This window comes from Pseudobacteroides sp. (genome assembly GCF_036567765.1).
Taxonomy (GTDB): Bacteria; Bacillota; Clostridia; order Acetivibrionales; family DSM-2933; genus Pseudobacteroides.
In genome coordinates, this window is the sequence record NZ_DATCTU010000046.1 from 1 (window position 1) to 17,740 (window position 17,740).

Consider the following 17,740-nt stretch of genomic DNA (forward strand, 5'->3'; position numbering starts at 1 on the left):
GAAGCTATCTGCACCAAGCGGACAATACAGGTACTATGACGGCTGCCTCTTCATGTTTGGTTTACTTCATGCCAGTGGCAACTTCAGGATTTGGGGAGCACCTATGTCATCCTCTTCACCAAGCAGTACATCGACAAGCACACCATCACCTACAAATTCTTCTAATGTTCCAACCGTCAAAGGAGACATCAACAGTGACGGTGTTATAAACATGGCTGACGTTATACTATTAGCTACCAAATTCAACTCCATATCCGGAGATGGAAAATATGTAGCAGCATATGATTTAAACAATGACGGTGCAATAAATATGGCTGATGTTATAGTTATCGCAACAAACTTTGGTAAAACTGTAAATGATGTAAATAACACTCCGACAAGGATCATTACTAACACACCAACACCAAGTCCAATACCAAGTCCAAAAGGTACCATCAAGATAATGCCTCTGGGAGACTCAATAACTGATGGTTTAACCGTTCCGGGCGGATACAGGATTAAGCTTTGGAAAAGTATTACAGGTAACGGACAAACTGTGGATTTTGTAGGATCCATGTCAAACGGTCCTTCAGATCTTGGAGATAAGAATCATGAAGGACACTCAGGATGGACAATCAGCCAGATTGATACAAATATCAATACCTGGATGGATACCTACAAGCCTCAAATTGTTCTTTTACATATAGGCACCAATGACATGTACCAGACTCCTACCGGTGCTCATGAAAGGTTAAGCACATTGATCGACAAGATCTGTGCCAAATTACCTGCAGGGGGAAAGCTTTATGTGTCCGATATTATTCCCTTCCCAATGTCAGCGTCCAATGTAACTGCCTATAATGCAAAAATTCCGGGAATTGTCCAACAAAAAGCTGCTACCGGCAAGCCTGTATATTTTGTAGAAATGTTTAAAGCTCTTACTTCTTCCGATCTTGCAGACGGAGTTCATCCTAATGCTACCGGTTACAATAAGATGGCCGATGTTTGGTATAATGCTATAAAAGCTGACTTGGCAAAATAATTTAAAAATTAAATTTCTAAAAGTCACTCTCCATAAGATTAAATAAAATTTTGTCACATAACATAAATCTATATTTACAATGTTGTAGATAAAATACATTATTGCAAACATATGGGTATTTGTAAAGGTAGGCGATTATTGGGTTGGGAATAATGTAGAAGTAAATGTTACTGCATCGGAATAATCCTTTTAATTTGTCTTCTTATATTATAAAATAATATATATGACTATTTTAGAGATTTGGAGGGTATAAGTGTATGAGAGAGAGAAAAAAATGGGGAGCAAAAAAACTATTGTCCTTGCTCCTTAGTTTAGTACTTGCAGCAGGTGGGATTATTCCCTTTGGCAGTTCAGCACCATCAGTATCGGCCGCAGAAAGCTACAACTATGGTGAGGCACTGCAAAAAGCTATCATGTTTTATGAATTCCAGTTGGCGGGCAAACAGCCTGACTGGATCAGGAACAACTGGAGGGGAGATGCCGTAGTTAACGACGGTAAGGATGTTGGAGCAGATTTAAGCAAGGGTTGGTTTGACGCAGGAGATCATGTCAAATTCAATCTTCCCATGTCATACTCAGTAGCAATGTTGGCTTGGTCAATATATGAGTACAAGGATGCTTTCAAAAAAAGCGGTCAGCTTGAATACCTGTTGAGGGAAATGAAGTGGGCAACAGACTACTTCATTAACTGCCATCCCGAACCCAATGTTTATTACTTTGAAGTGGGACATGGCGGGGGTATGTATGACCATAAGTACTGGGGTGCTGCCGAAACCGTTGAGCAGGCAATGAAGGACCTTAAACTTGAAAGGATTACATATAAGGCAGACCTTACCAAAACAGCCACAACTGTTGTTGCATCCACTTCAGCTGCTATGGCTGCAGCATCAATTGTATTTAAGGAAAGCGATCCCGAATATGCTGCCGTACTTTTAAAGCACGCAAAAGAACTTTTGAATTTTGCAGATCAGACAAAGAGCACAGACCAGACAAAGTCAGAGTCTGCGTATGCTCCTGTTGCAAATGACTTTTACAAGTCATGGAGCGGCTGCTATGACCAGCTTTCATGGGCAGCTGCCTGGTTATACCTTGCTACAGGCGATCAAAGCTACATAGAAAAAGCCGAATCATACGTACCGAACTGGGAAAAAACTCAGGATGGGACAATTGCATATAAATGGGGTCATAACTGGGATAACGTGCTTTTCGGTGCACAAATCCTCCTGGCCAGAATAACCAAAAAACCCATCTACAAAGAATCCACAGAAAGAAACCTTGACTGGTGGACTGTAGGCTACAAGGGTGAGAGGGTAAGGTATACTCCGAAGGGACTTGCATGGCTTGATACATGGGGGTGTCTCAGATATGCAACCACAACCGCATTCCTAGCAGAGGTATATTCCGATTGGACCGAATGCCCATCAGAAAAAGCAACTATATATAGAGACTTTGCAAAGACACAGGTGGATTACTGCCTTGGAAGTACCGGCAGAAGCTATGTGATAGGTTTTGGAACAGGTTATCCTGAGCACCCTCATCATAGAACAGCACACGGCTCGTGGTCTGATGACAAAACAGTTCCTGGGTATTCAAGGCACACCATAGTTGGTGCTCTTATTGGAGGACCGGACTTGACCGACAAGTTTACAGACGACCCTGGTAAATTTGAATTTACCGAAGTTGCATGCGATTACAACGCAGGATTTGTAGGCGTTCTGGCTAAGCTGTATCAGAGATACGGCGGCAATCCCATCCCAAATTTAACTGCAATTGAAGAAGTAAAAGAAGACGAGTATTTTGTTGAAGCCTCTGCAAGCTCAGGCTCCAATTTTGTGGCTGTTAAGTCGGTGCTTAGAAACCGCAGTGCATGGCCCGCAAAGGTTTTATACGATGCTTCCTTCAGATATTTTGTTGATATAAGTGAACTTGTGGACAAGGGAGTAAAACCAGAAGACATCAAAGTCACATTAGGCTATAATGAAAATGCTCAGATCTCACCAACTTTGTTACCATGGGATAAAGCTAAAAACATTTATTATGCAAATATATCATTTGTACCCGGCAATGCTATCTATCCTGGAGGGCAGTCTGCACACAGGAGAGAGGTTCAGTTTAGGATTGAAGCCCCAAACGGCACCTCAGGATGGGATAATACCAACGATTTTTCCTTTAGCGGAATTACATCTTCAGGTACAACACTTGCTAAAGCTCCGAATATTCCTGTTTATAATGAAGGAAAGCTTTTGGCAGGTAAAGAACCCTCCGGTAATTCTTCTGCAACACCGACACCTATAGTATCCATACCACCTTCAGGAGCTAAGGTTTCAGGGTATATAGACGCAGATTTCACTTATATGGCTTCATCAGCATCTAAAGTAAAATCAGGCTTCAAGGTTGAAATACTAAACACAGGCCTATCTGCTTTGACAGATGAAAACGGATATTTTGAAATAAAAAATGCACCTGTAACACCGCTGGGAGATGTGACCAAAGCTTATACCCTAACTATAAGCAAGAAAAATTTTCTAACTCGTCAAATAGATAAGGTACAAATATACTCAAACGGAATTTCACTGTCATCCCAAAGTTCTCCAATTAAGCTCTGGGCAGGGGATATGGAAAGAAACGGAGCTCAGGACGGGGCAATAAACATGTCGGATATTATCGAAATTGCTAAGGTTTTCAACTCAATACCAGGAGACGGCAAATACGATGAAAACAGTGATTTTACAAAGGACGGCTCAATAAATATGGCAGATGTAATTGCAGTTGCGAAGCACTTTAACGCCACCGCCTCAAGCTATCCTGAGCTGCTTTAATGCTTAAACACTCATGCTGCTAACACGGCATTATCAAATGAGCGAAACACATTTCACACGAATTCTGAATTCACCATAATATGTATTATGGTGAATTTCTTTATAAGTGAGTGATCTAATATGGCATTAAAAGTAGTATTTGATTATATACCTCTAGGCCATCCCAACAGGCCTGGAACCAAGCTCTATTCCCAGGACGCAAGAATATGGCATGGCACCGCAAACACTTCACCCACTGCCACAGACGAAATGCATAGAAAATATGCCGGCAGGCCATACATCAAGAAGTGGAATGAGGAAACCAAGTCATACAAATTTTATGAGCAGGATGGAATAACTCCTTTTGTGTATGGTGCAACCCATAACTATATAGACAAGGACTCCGTAACAATAATTATTCCTCATGATGAGTATGCACCTGGGGCAGGGGATAAATCACTTAATATGAATAACGGCTACAATGGCCAGACCAGGATAGCCAGGGACGTATTCAACTACCAGCAAAACTTTAGAACCATTCAGACAGAGCTTTGCATGAACGATATGAACGCTTGGGATAAAGTGTTATCAAACGCTATCGAATTTACGAAGCTCTACATGCCTCACATTAAGAAGGACTTCCGCCATTTTGATGTTACAGGCAAACCATGTCCTGCTCCTTTGGTTAATACAAGTATCAAGGAGGTTGACCCCAGGTGGCTTCAATTTGTAAGCAGGATTAATGCCGCCATAGCATCCCTTAATTATCCTGCAGACACACCCAAAATACGAGTTAACGGTGAAATTCTAAACGGTAAAATGGATGTACAGCCCTTCATAAAGGATGGAAGGACATTCGTCCCGGTAAGGTTCATAGCAGAAGCCCTTGGTAAAAAGGTGGTATGGATCCCCAGCGAAAATATTGTTGATATCTATTAATAAACAATATTTAGGGAATGCCTCAGATAAAAATAAAAAGACAGATAATATATGAAACCACCTGTACAGCGTCACTGAACAAGTGGTTTCGTATATTAAATCGCTTAATCGCCATTTACGATCGTATCGTAAAAATTGGTGTAATCTACACGATTGCTTGATAAAAAGCTGATAGCAGTTCTTGGATGCTGGTTTAGCTGACCGGTCAGCATGTAGGGTATGTCAAATCCCCAACTGCAGGACTTTTTAAGATCTGGAAAGCTGTTTTCTATGCACTCAAGAATCGGTCTCAAATGGAACTTGGGGTTTTTCAGGAAGCCAAGTATTAATTCCATTGGGCAATTGCCGGCACCTCGGCCAAGTCCTGCAATTGTAGCATCAATGTAGCTGGTTCCGCGTATAATGGCTTCAATAGTATTTGCATATGCCAGCTGCTGATTGTTATGAGCATGTATACCTATTTTTTTACCTGCAGCCTCAGCGTAGCCAAGGTACTTTGCTGTAAGGTTTTGTATGTCTTCTGAATACAGCGACCCAAAGCTGTCAACAACGTAAATTACGTCAACCTCAGTATTTGAGAGTATTTCCAACGCCTCATCAAGATCACTTTCCTTAAGCTGTGAAGCTGCCATTATATTTATCGTTGTTTCATATCCTTTGTCATGTGCATCTTTTATCATATCAACAGCGGTAGGAATCTGGTGCACATAGGTTGCAACACGCACCATATCAATAACACTTTGGCTTTTAGGAAGAATATCTTCATGGTAATCTGTTCTTTCAGCATCAGCCATAACTGATATTTTCAAATCAGTGTCATTATCACCGACAATTTTTCTAATGTCCTCTTCATCACAGAATTTCCAGGCACCCAAACCGTCCCTGGCAAAAATCTTTTTAGAAGATTTGTATCCCATTTCCATATAATCTACACCAGCTTCAACGCAAGCATTATAGACCGATTTGACAAACCCGTCATCAAAATTAAAACTGTTGACCAGGCCTCCATCCCTTATTGTACAGTCCAATACCTTAATATCCGGACGGTATGTCATCCATGTTCCTTTTTTTCCTTCCGTACTAACTCTTACTCCACTCATTTTAAATACATCCTTTCCAATTTGATATTAATACCTTTCAACCCATTTTAAGGGTATAATTTAACACATGGATATAGCCTTCTCAGGATGCACAACAACGCCGCAACATAATCTTTCATCCCGGAAAAGTATACCTCTATTGAATTTTGGTTTGTATCGTTGGAAACGGAGAATTGTAATTTAAAAAAACAGAATTATTTTCCTTTTGAATCTGCCGTTCCTACCATACTTCCATTCTACACTTCAAATAATAACACATTGTTTTCCAAATTTCAAATCAAAATTTTTTACCGATTTGGCAAAACCACTTCATGATGCCATTATAGGTATTGACTAATGGTAATAAATTCATTATTATATTGAATGGAAAGAATAATTATTATTTGTTTTATTTATAAGTAGGGCTTGCTTGGCAATAGATGCTATTCTATATAAACACAAAAAAGAAGTTCATAAACTTTCTACTAATACCAAGACAATTCTTTTATGTTTATATTATTATTGAAGAAGGATATTTTACCTACAATCTTTCATAAATAGGAGTCAATATTTTTACCTTTTATTCCTCAGTTGCAATAAATAAGTTCTAATAAAACTCATAGTAAAACAAATAAATTATTCTTAAAAATAATTTTATTTAAGGGGAGGCTTTAAATGTTGAAAAAGAGAGCAATTTCAGTGGGAATCATCCTTAGTCTAGCCACTGAAATAATTTTAGGTTCAATTACAGCATACGGTGTCCAATTTCCATTACTGGAAAAGTTCATCAGTACTACTGTATCATCTCAATCTTCAGTGTATAATCCATTTAATGATCCAATCAGAAAAGCACTAGATGAAGCGGCAAAAAAGGTGGTAACAGCACCAACAATGTCGCCCGACATTCAAGAGGTACAAAAAAGAATAACAAATTTAGCATCTGTTAAAACTGAAAGTAATGACAAACAGCCACAAACGGTAAGTATAGCTGACTTGCTAAAGGTAAACGGCGGAAAAGACAAAAAAGAGGTCATAGTAAAGTACAAGGATATAAACCAAAAAGAAAATACCAAGCAAAAGCTTAAGACAAAAAAGTCCAAGCTATCATTTACATCAAAGTCCTGGATCAAAAGGCTCAAGCTGGAAACTATAGAAATCTCAGATGAAGGTGAACTCACTAGCGTAATAGATGAACTTAAAAAGGACCCCAATGTAGAGTATGTACAACCTAACTATAAACTGGAACTGATGAGCGAGCTCACAGATGAGAGGTTCATTGAGGAGTGGGGGTTGCATAATTCAGGGCAGTCTGTAATCGGACAAGCAGGTACTGCAGGAGTTGATATAAATGCAATAAATGCTTGGAATATCACTAAAGGTTCTGGCACAGTAAAGGTAGCAATAATAGATACCGGGGTAGATATAAACCATCCTGATCTTGCTGCTTCCATTTATAAAAATCCAAATGAATTGGCAAATGGCCTGGATGATGATGGGAATGGGGTAATCGACGATATAAATGGGTGGAATTTCGTAGATGGTTCTAATAATGTTTTCTCCTCAGAAACAGAGGATACTCATGGAACCCATATTGCAGGTATAATCGCAGCAGGTATCAACAATGGAGGAATTGTCGGCGTGGCACCTAATGTAAAGATACTTCCTCTGAAGTTTATAAGCGGCAGTACAGGGTATACAAGCGACGCCATATCAGCCATTGAATATTGTGAAAAGCTGGGTGTTACCATTGCGAACCTGTCGTGGGGTGGTTCCGACCAAAATATGGCACTAAAGGAAACAATAGAGAAAAGTAACATTACCTTTATATGTGCAGCAGGTAACGCGGGAAAAAATATTGATATAAGTTCGGTATACCCAGCTGCCTTCGATCTTCCTAATATTATAGCTGTTGCAGCGAACGACAACAAGGGACAATTGGCATCATTTTCAAACTACGGCACAAAAGTAGATTTATCAGCACCTGGTTTAAACATTCTAAGCACACTTCCTGGAAATAAGCACGGATATTTAAGTGGAACATCAATGGCAGCTCCTTTTGTTACTGGAACTGTTGCTCTTTTGAAAAGCAGTAATAATAGCCTTAGTGCTGCTGAAATAAAGAATAGGATACGGAACAATGTAACCAAATCGGCAAATCTTTCAGGTAGGGTTTCTACTTCAGGAAGACTTAATGCTTATGCTGCATTAATAAATAGTGCACCTCAAGAAAGCACTGTTCCTGTTGTAACAGAAACTCCCAAGCCTGAAAACCTAATTAATAAGTCAAAGGAGCCTGAAGAGGTTTACAATACCAGCCTTGAAGGAACAGGGAAAACTGAAAAGCCTCTTGTTGGGGAAAATAATCTCTTCGTAGATTCCTTGATTAATAAAGGGCTTGCTAATATTGCATCAAGTGAAAACGGTATAGAGAATTTAAGTGCAAATAAATTAAAAGGCAACTTCATTTCTATTTCATGGACTACAGCGGTTGCGTCAAACTCTATACTTTCTTATGGGGCAAACGGATCTTTAGATAAAACCATATCTGATAATGAATTAACAACTAAACACCAGCTTATATTAAAGGTTGATGATATAAGCAGCTTTAACAATTATAAGGTAAGTTCAACAACTAAGGATGGCAAGGTTTTTGAATCAAGTATAAAAAACGCTAGTACCATGACTGATCTTGGAGGAACACCAGTATTATTTGATGTGTCTGTTTCAGAATCAGTATACCAGACAGCAGCACATGATATTTCAGCTCTCAGTTATATAATTGATAATAATGCGAATCATTCATTTAATACAGCACAAACAATTTCAGAAGGAACAGTCTTTGGTACTATAGAGCAAAGTGGTCAGCATGATTACTATGCGGTAAACCTTACAGCAGGAAAGACATATTCCATAAAACTCAAAGGAATGGCAGCCGGCGAGGATTATGACATGAGTCTGATGGATAATACACAGTATTATCTTGGTTATTCGGTGAATCAATCCAATTATGATGAGAGGATAACATATACAGCAACAACAACAGGTCTGTATTATATAGCTATTCAGCCTTATACATACAGCAGTAGTTCTATTCATCACAACTATGAGCTTATGGTGTACTCTACGGAGAAAGCACCTGACAGCCTTGAACCAAATGACAGTAAAGATACCGCAAAACCCATCTCTGAGAACACAGTTATTGAACCAACAATTAATATTAATTCAGATGATGACTGGTTTGTACTTGATACAAGCAAGACAGGTAAGCTCTCCGTAACAATGAAAAGCATCCCGACAGGCTGCGATTATGACATGCAGGTATATAACAAAGATGGTGCATATTTGGGTGGATCTTTTAGCTCGGGATGTGATAATGAAAAATTTAATTCTATTATCACAATACCAGGTAAATACTATATCAGGATATATTCCTATGCAGGCTCAGACCCTACAGATACTTATGAGTTAAAAGCAGGGGTTTATACCGCTGATCAATATGAAGTAAATGATGACATATATACTGTTAATTCAAGAAATAAGCCTTTATTAAGCCTTAATAGTACTATAGGGGCATCAATTGATAATCCGGATGATGTAGATTGCTACAAATTTACTCTTGCAACCAGCACAAATGTAGGAGTAAGACTTCAGAATATACCATTTGGAATGGACTATGATGTGGTGGTTTATACATACACTAACGGTGATTTCACAGAGGTAGGACGTTCAACCATTAGCAGCAATTCTGATGAAGCAGTCATAAGCCAACTGGCTGCAGGAAGTTACTTTATTAAGGTTTATTCCTATTGGGGCAGCTCAGAAAGCCATAGTTACACACTGAGTTTGAATGATGAAACCATGGGAATAGTTAAGATTGATTTTGATAAAACATCAGCAGGTATAGGCGAAATTATAACTGCTACGTTAAAAGTCGACAAGATTAATAACTTGGCTGGTTATCAGGTTAATTTGAAGTATGATCCTCAAGTTTTGATGCCGGTTGATTCTAGTCTGTTACCTTTTACCTATTATACAACTCCTGAGGATGGAAATATTCTTACTAATAAGAGTTATTCACCGTTTTCTCAAGCTTATAATGACTTGGGAAAAGGCTTACTTACCTTTGGAAATTGTTATATCAACTTAAATGCATACAAGGCTAGTGGGGCCAGCGAAACCAGCGGCAACATAGCGATTATCAAATTTAAGGTTATTAGTGAAAATAAAATTGATATTCGTTTTGAAAGTTCAGAGTCTATGCCTGGAGCTGCTTCGGGGGTTGAGTTGTTTGATTGGTACGGCAATGTTATAAGAAATAATTTGACGGTACAGCAGCCACCGAGTATTAATGGCTCTTTACCTGTCAATCCCCAGTCAGTTGATGTAAACTCTTCTCATGATGATGAAGGCACTAAAGTTGCAGTGTTAGAAACAAATACTAAGATCTCCGGTTATGTTGCTCCAGAGACTGGAACAGACAAGTCAGGTTTTACAGTATTAATTACTATTGGAACAACAACTTATGATGTATATACAAATAGTAGCGGATACTTTGAAAAGTATCTTGATAATACAACAACAGGTGTCTTTAAAATAGCAATAACAAAGGCAGGTTATCTAAAAAGAGAAATTACAGATATTCAACTATCATCTGATATAATTGTAGGTACCCAGGATAAGCCTGTTGATATGTGGGCTGGAGATATAAATCAAGATGGCTCAATTAACATGTCGGATATTATTATGATTGCAAAAGGCTTTAACAGTATAAAAGGTAATCCTATATATAATGCCAATTGTGATCTCAATATGGATGATGCCATCAACATGGCAGATGTAATAATTATTGCAAAGCGTTTTGGAATGGCCAAGTATGGAAATGTTGAAATTTCTTCCGGTGCAATTATTGATATAGCTGCTATGGGGAGCTGGACTGTAGGGCTAAAATCAGATGGTACAGTTTGGGATTTGAGTAGAGGAAAACAAATTCCAGGCCTTGCAAATGTGAAAGCACTTTATGATAATAAATCATCTTATATAATGGCATTAAAGAAAGATGGCACAATTGTTTATTTTGATATAGATCTCAAATTATTTCCTGATACAAACGGTATTACAGGTATTAAAGATGTCGCCTATAACACTTATCATACATTATTCCTAAAAGAAGATGGCTCAGTATATGTAGAAGGTGGAAATAACTTTGGACAATTAGGATTAGGAGAGTACATAGCAAAGCGTTATTATGATCCTATAGAAGTTCAAGGGTTGCCTGAAGGTAGGGTTGTTGATATAGCAGCTGGTGAAAAACATTCGCTAGCATTAATGGAAGATGGTACTGTATGGGCATGGGGTGATAATTCAAATGGTGCTTTGGGAGTTATTGATGAGTTTGGAAATCTCCCTTTAAGTGAGATTACACCTATATTTAAACCAGATATTAATTTGTTGGGTAGTGAGTATAGTGATTATATTACTTTCGATGTATATGGCTATTTAATTGCTGGAGAGAATTATCTTGTACGCGGGATTAAAAAGTATGAGGAGTTTTTTAGATTTAAAACAAGTGATCAAATAAATGTAATTATTGATGCAACAGATTCTGAATATTCAGTGACAACTTTTTGTTCCAGTGTTCAATGTGCATATATATATGGTAACCTGCCTGCTGGCGATCTTAATATTGCCATTAATGTTGTTGTTCCGGATATTAAAGAAAACGAAAATCTTTCGCTGAACATCATTATAAATAACTATTCTAATAAGAAGGTAAATGTAATTCAAAATAAAGAGAGCAGCAGAGTTAGTGTATTTGAAAGAGTCGGCTCAGGCAAAATAGTTTCTCCAGTTAAAGTAGAGGAATTGACCGATGTAAAAGCTGTTTTTGCTGGCAAATCATCATCATATGCACTTAAGAGTGATGGAACTGTATGGGCATGGGGAGAAAATAGCAATGGCGAGTTGGATATAGAAGGTTTCCAAGATGAATTTGTACCAGCAAAAATGGAACATTTATCTAATATAATTGAAATTATAGAAGGAGATTATCATATTGTTGCATTAAAGAGTGATGGAACTGTATGGACATGGAAAAGAAACTATGGAGGAATTCTAGGCTTAGGTTCATTTACTGATTACAGTGAGAATACTCCTGTACAGATGAAATCTTTAAACGATATTGTTAGAATAGATGTAGGTACGGTTCATGCAGTGGCTTTAAAAAGTGATGGTTCTATCTGGTCATGGGGAAAAAATTTACATCATGTCCAAAGAGATGGGGTACTTCTTGTTAGGTTAGGATTAGGAATAGATGGCGATAAATGTTCTCCTACTCAGGTCTCAAATAGCTCTGATGCACGATTAAGTAGTATAAATATTAGGGACTATTCCATACCATTATTCAATCCAGATATTACAGAATATGATGTAGCACTTCAAGACGGAACATACAATTATCCTCCGATTTATGCTTATAGAATAAACCCGTTAGCAAAATATACAATAATTTTACCACAAACATTTCCAGGTACAGTAATGATTGAAGTAACCGCACAAGACGGTATAACTAAAAAAATATATAAAATTAACTTTACAGTAAACACACAAAATCCATCCACTCCAGATGCACCTAATGAGGTATTCAGTGCCAAAGGGTCAATAGATTTTGGTGGGGATGTAGATGTATTCTATTTTACGCCTCATATAACAAAAAAACATACAATATTGAGTGAAGGTGGAACAGATACAGTTATTGATGTATATAAGGTTGGATCAACAGCCAATGAGTTAATTGCATCAAATGATGATAATGAATCAGGAATTAACTTCTATCTTGAATGTGATTTGAAAATTGATACAAAATATCTCTTTATTGTCCGGCACTTTAATAATACTGAGGGAACAGGTCAATATGTTATAAAAGTTATTAATTCTGTAAAAACACCATTAACTGGAAAAGATGCATATTTAGAAGATCTGGTGAAAGAATGTCAGGGTACAATAAGCGTTGAACAACAAGATAAATACAAAGTAGCTATAGATACACAGCATATAGCAATATTTGATAGTAATCTATATAGGATTGATCCATTTAACAGAAAAGTTATTGTAAATTTCGATGTTTTTATTAATCATCTTGGTATAGAAAGTGCTTCAAGTAATTCAAACTCACCAGAAAATACTCAAATGGAATTGGATTATAAAATTATTGCAGTTAGTTATCAGGCAGATAAGTTAGTACATGATCAATATACATATGATTCAGCCGGTGTTGGCAGCGGGAATATTGGAAAAATACAATTAGTTTTGAGACAGCTTGGGTGCGGTAAAGTCTTGAAGGGATATGGCCCTAACGGTGCAATTATTGAGGAACTAGGGGTTACAGGGTGTTATAATAGGAATACTGTTGAAGCAATAAGACAATTTAAAGAAATTTTTATGGGGAATCTAGGAGCAACAGGAGAAGAAGTTGATGATCTTACAGCAAAAGAACTTACAAAGTATAACCACTTGAGAAAAATTGCAGAGACTCAAGGTGGTACTTGGCTTAAAGAGAGAGGAGTCCGTGTTAGAGAATACTTGACTAAATGTTTTACACCTAGCTTTAATGGAATTTTTGAGTTTAAAATGTTAGGCCGAGTTCCTAAACTTTACTATAGAGAATTTCAATATGCTCCCAGTATTGAATTAGAAATTGATGACTTATACTTCTCAGATTCAGGCGTTATTCCAGAGAATAAGTGCTATGCCAAAATTAAGGATATTGAGAGAGCTGCTACTAAATACTTAAATGAAAAAGTTCAATTTGCATCTGATAAGGTGAGTAGTGTACTAATATGTCCAGGAAAAATTGATGGAGATCGATTAAGTTGGTCTGATCCTATTGAACTTAAGACTATGACTACTGTTTGTTCAGACACAGGTTTTTTTGAACCTTATGCAGATATAGATGAATTAGCAAAATGTTTTAACGGTTCAATAGGGTCTCCAGAACAAGTACCTAACACTACACGTGTTGTTCAGTTCTATAATGTGGATTCTGTATTAACAAAATTGTATTTTGAAACTGGCGACAATCAAACTAACCCCATAATTACCCCAAAAGTTTTAGATGCTCGCAATAAACCTGTATATGGTATTAATTTCTATCGTCTTCCAGATCCGTATGTAAAAAACAAAGTTGCTGTAAATGTCATTCAGTTGGCTCAATACCTAGGATATTATAATATTTATTCAGTACGTCGAAAAGATAATAGCTTGCAATTATGCATAGATGCATCAAGAATTGCTAAAGGAAAGGTAAATGCAGCAAATATTGTATCTATGACACTCAGCGTTTTACCAGGCACAAGTGATGTAAAGGATATACAGGAAGCAATAACAGGTGTGGATTTAATTACAGGAGATAAATTATCCCCTGGCGAACAAGTATTTACAGCAGTGTGTGTATTCTTACCAGTTATAAGTGGAAAAGCAATAAGGATTAAAAAAACTGGATTTATAAAAGCAACAACAGAGACTTTAGTAAAAGGTGCATTAGGAATAAAAAATCTACTTAGACCTAATAATGAACAAATATTTGAAGTAGTAAAGTCGGTAATTAGCAAGAATGACTTGATGATATTTACCAGAAATGATGGTAAAGTATTTAATTTCTCAAGAGCTCAGTTGAAAGCAGAATTAATGGTTGAGAAAAAAATGACCGGAGAAATGGCTGAAGATGTTCTAAGGTGTGTTGGTACTCAATGCTTTTCTGGTGATACTCTTGTACCAACGGTTTCAGGGCTTAAGCGTATTGATTCCATCAAAGAAGGTGACTTTGTATTATCAAAAGATGTAAATTCTGGTACAATAGATTACAAAGAGGTCAAGTACGTTTACATCAAGAGTACATACGAGTTTGTTCATCTGAAACTTGATAACGAAGAAATAAGAACAACTGCAAATCACTTATTCTTTACCGACAGCGGATGGTGGAAAGCTGCCGAAAACTTGAAAGTTGGAGATAAGATACTTAATTCCAAAGGCGAGCTTAAGACTCTAATTGGAAAGAGTATTGAGGCGTTGAACGAGCCAGAGAGAATTTACAACCTAAATGTTGCAGACTATCATACATACTTTGTCGGTACAAACGGATTACTTGTTCATAATGACTGTACTGAAGCCATGACCCAAATAATGAACAAAATCTTAAAGGCTACAGATGGTGAGATTTATGATTTAATTACAAGGTCTAGCAGTGCACACTTATTAGATAGGCATGTAGGAAAAACAATAAATGATTTAGTTAACAGAGCCTTAACTGACCCAAATTGCGGTGACTTAGCATCGGCATTTACTAATCAAAGTACAGCAATTCAGGCAATTAGAGAAAACTTGAGAGGTAATGCAACTATAATAAAACAGTGGCTTGAGTCAGATAAAAATATTATTACCATTACATTTGATAATGGATACAGTTTAGGAAATGGTGTATATAAGGGTACTAGCACTGTTGTTGATGCTAGCAAATTAACAAAATCCGAATTATTTCTTGTTAAGGACGCAACTTCACCAACTGGCTTTAATATAATAACAGGATATCCAACAATATAGGAAGGTGTGAGAATGTGTATAACATTGGAGTAGAGTCCGGCTATCTCAAACAAGCTTATGGAAATTTTAAAAAAGCTCAAAAGGCTCAGTTTGCATTGTGTTTTTGGCCTACAGAATGTACTTTTTCTTCTGAAAAAAAATATATTAAAACCAGACACATGCAACTAAACGATTATGCTGTTACAGGCAAAATAGTATATTTGAACAATAATGTTTGGGTGGTTGACTTTGGTAAGTTTATGGCTTATGCTTTTCCTGAATTAATAAAGCAATATAATGGAAACGTTAAAGTTGGTGATTTTATTGAAGGAAAAGGTCACATTGACATTGACATGTTTCAATATTTTGAATATCATCATAAAGAAAAAGATATACAGCCATTGATTTATACGTGGAGTATTAACAATATCCTAAAAATAGTTGCTTCAAAGGTGGATATGCAATTGGGTAAAAATAAAGATAAATGGGATACCATAGAAATAGAGCAAACAAGATGTTTATATGATGATGATGGGATGGCATCATACATATTTCAATGTGAATTACTTGAGGTTGAACCCAAATTTAGGATTGAACTTCACAATTAGCATTAAACCTTTATGGGAGCAGACCAAAATTCTGCTCTCTTTTTCATTCTTGTTTTTTTCAAATGTTTCCTGTATCAAATAAATATTCTTATATTATTTCTGGAAACCAGCAGAGAATATCAGAAGACCTGATACACCTATAACCTGTATTCCGATAGAGATATATAGGTTATAGGTCAAGCAGAACTGACTGCTTTGCTTTTTTCTTCATCGTCGAATCTCTCTTTTTCACTTGTAAAAACTTTTGCCTAATTATCGCTTTAGAGCAAAGTAGGAATTATTGGATACAAATGTTATAATATCCTTGTGCGGATTGATTTGAGTGGGTCTTTGAAGCAAGTTGAAGGGGGGAAGTTATATGAGTAATAAAGTTTATGAATTTAAAATTGGAACTAAATGCAGTGTCAATGGTTGTGAGCGTTTAGCAGAATACGAAGTTTATTTATATGATTATTATAGAATTGTCGATGAAGAGTTCTATCAACAAGATTATACATGCCCATTTATTTGTTCGCACCACATGGCAGAAAATGAAGAAAAAGCTAAGGGGGAGCGAAAACCAAGAGGTTATGTAAGTTATCCATTTTCTAATAAGCATGGTGCACAAGGTTATACAAAATACGAGCCACTTAGAGAAGTATATTCTGAAATATTTATGAATGAAAAAAGCATTATTCTTCCTAAGAGCAGGATAATTGTCTCAGAGGTTAATGAAGATTTAATGAAATTCTTGAAAGAGAATCCATCCTTTTTAAGAGAAATTAATCCAAGGCTATTTGAAAAAGTTATTGCCGAAATATTTGCAAGTAAGGGTTTTGATGTAACACTTACGAAACAAACACGAGATGGTGGAAAAGATATTTATGCAGCAAAGAATAACTCAATCGGAAGTATTTTGTATATAATTGAATGTAAAAGATATGCAGAAGATAATCCGGTTGGAGTAGAACTTGTTAGAGGATTGTATGGAGTAAAAATGCAAGAACGAGCTACGATGGCAATAATTGCGTCAACGTCTTTCTTTACATCAGAAGCAGTTAAGTTTGCAAATCCAATCCAGTATGAATTAAGTTTAAGAGATTTTGATGCACTTAAAAAATGGCTAAATGAATATAAATTCCAAAGGTAGTTTTTAAGGGTGTACCGTCCGTTTTATGCAGATTTTGTAATCCCCGCAATTTCGAATTTTTTAAAAGCTTGACGCGTAGAATTATTGCCGGAACACTATGCCACAATATCTTTGTTTATCAACTTTTTGTGACTATCGAGGCTACCATTGGAGAGATTCAGGGTAAAAAACCCCATCCTCCCAAAAAAGAGAAGGGCTTCGCAGGCAGCAAACATTACCTTCCAGTAAAAACAAGTTTTGTACAGTCAATATGCTAAAGTCGGCAGTTCTGGCATAGCATAAATAAATGAAAAAACACTTCAGGAACAAGGGAACCGGAATAAAAAAAACTATTTTTATTCCGGTTCCCTTGTTTGTCACTTCTAGTGACTGTCAAAGCCGCTTTGGAGCGAGATCAGAACAAACCCATCCCCCCATTTTTTTGAGAAAGACTCCGAAGTGTTTCTAGAGATACTTCGAAGAAATACAGGTAAAACCAGGTTTAACATGGATACCCAGTGACTTACAGGCTGGATGCAGGACAAAAAAGGTTATTTTGTATATTTAATTCTATGTCAACCTTCATTTTTCCAAAGGCTTTAGTATTGCTTCTT

7 protein-coding genes are annotated in these 17,740 nt (G+C 36.8%); 6 read left to right on the forward strand and 1 reads right to left on the reverse strand.

The features are described from left to right. The 3 genes from VIO64_RS08375 to VIO64_RS08385 form a co-directional block, all read left to right on the forward strand. A partial coding sequence (locus tag VIO64_RS08375) for a GDSL-type esterase/lipase family protein (RefSeq protein WP_331917068.1) occupies nucleotides 1-1,021 on the forward strand: 1,021 nt, incomplete at its 5' end. 257 nt (nucleotides 1,022-1,278) lie between these two features. Then, nucleotides 1,279-3,840, forward strand: coding sequence for a glycoside hydrolase family 9 protein (locus VIO64_RS08380; protein WP_331917070.1), 2,562 nt, complete (start codon nucleotides 1,279-1,281; stop codon nucleotides 3,838-3,840). A gap of 120 nt (nucleotides 3,841-3,960) precedes the next feature. Then, nucleotides 3,961-4,758 carry a stalk domain-containing protein gene (locus tag VIO64_RS08385; protein WP_331917072.1) on the forward strand — a complete coding sequence of 266 codons (798 nt, stop codon included), beginning with the start codon at nucleotides 3,961-3,963 and terminating at the stop codon, nucleotides 4,756-4,758. Between the two features lie 104 nt (nucleotides 4,759-4,862). Here the strand turns inward: VIO64_RS08385 and VIO64_RS08390 are convergent, their stop codons facing one another. Beyond that, entirely contained in the window at nucleotides 4,863-5,813 is a 951-nt protein-coding gene (locus VIO64_RS08390; protein WP_331917080.1) for an aldolase catalytic domain-containing protein, read from the reverse strand. Nucleotides 5,814-6,512: 699 nt separating this feature from the next. Here VIO64_RS08390 and VIO64_RS08395 point away from each other — a divergent pair. The 3 genes from VIO64_RS08395 to VIO64_RS08405 all read left to right on the forward strand — a co-directional run bounded on the left by VIO64_RS08395 (nucleotide 6,513) and on the right by VIO64_RS08405 (nucleotide 17,147). After that, complete coding sequence (locus tag VIO64_RS08395; RefSeq protein WP_331917074.1) at nucleotides 6,513-15,431, forward strand: S8 family serine peptidase; 8,919 nt, start codon at nucleotides 6,513-6,515, stop codon at nucleotides 15,429-15,431. Nucleotides 15,432-15,445: 14 nt separating this feature from the next. Next, the gene (locus VIO64_RS08400; RefSeq protein WP_331917076.1) at nucleotides 15,446-16,018 is read left to right on the forward strand and encodes a hypothetical protein; all 573 of its coding nucleotides are present in this window, start codon (nucleotides 15,446-15,448) and stop codon (nucleotides 16,016-16,018) included. 358 nt (nucleotides 16,019-16,376) lie between these two features. After that, complete coding sequence (locus VIO64_RS08405) at nucleotides 16,377-17,147, forward strand: restriction endonuclease (protein ID WP_331917078.1); 771 nt, start codon at nucleotides 16,377-16,379, stop codon at nucleotides 17,145-17,147. Nucleotides 17,148-17,740: the final 593 nt, after the last annotated feature.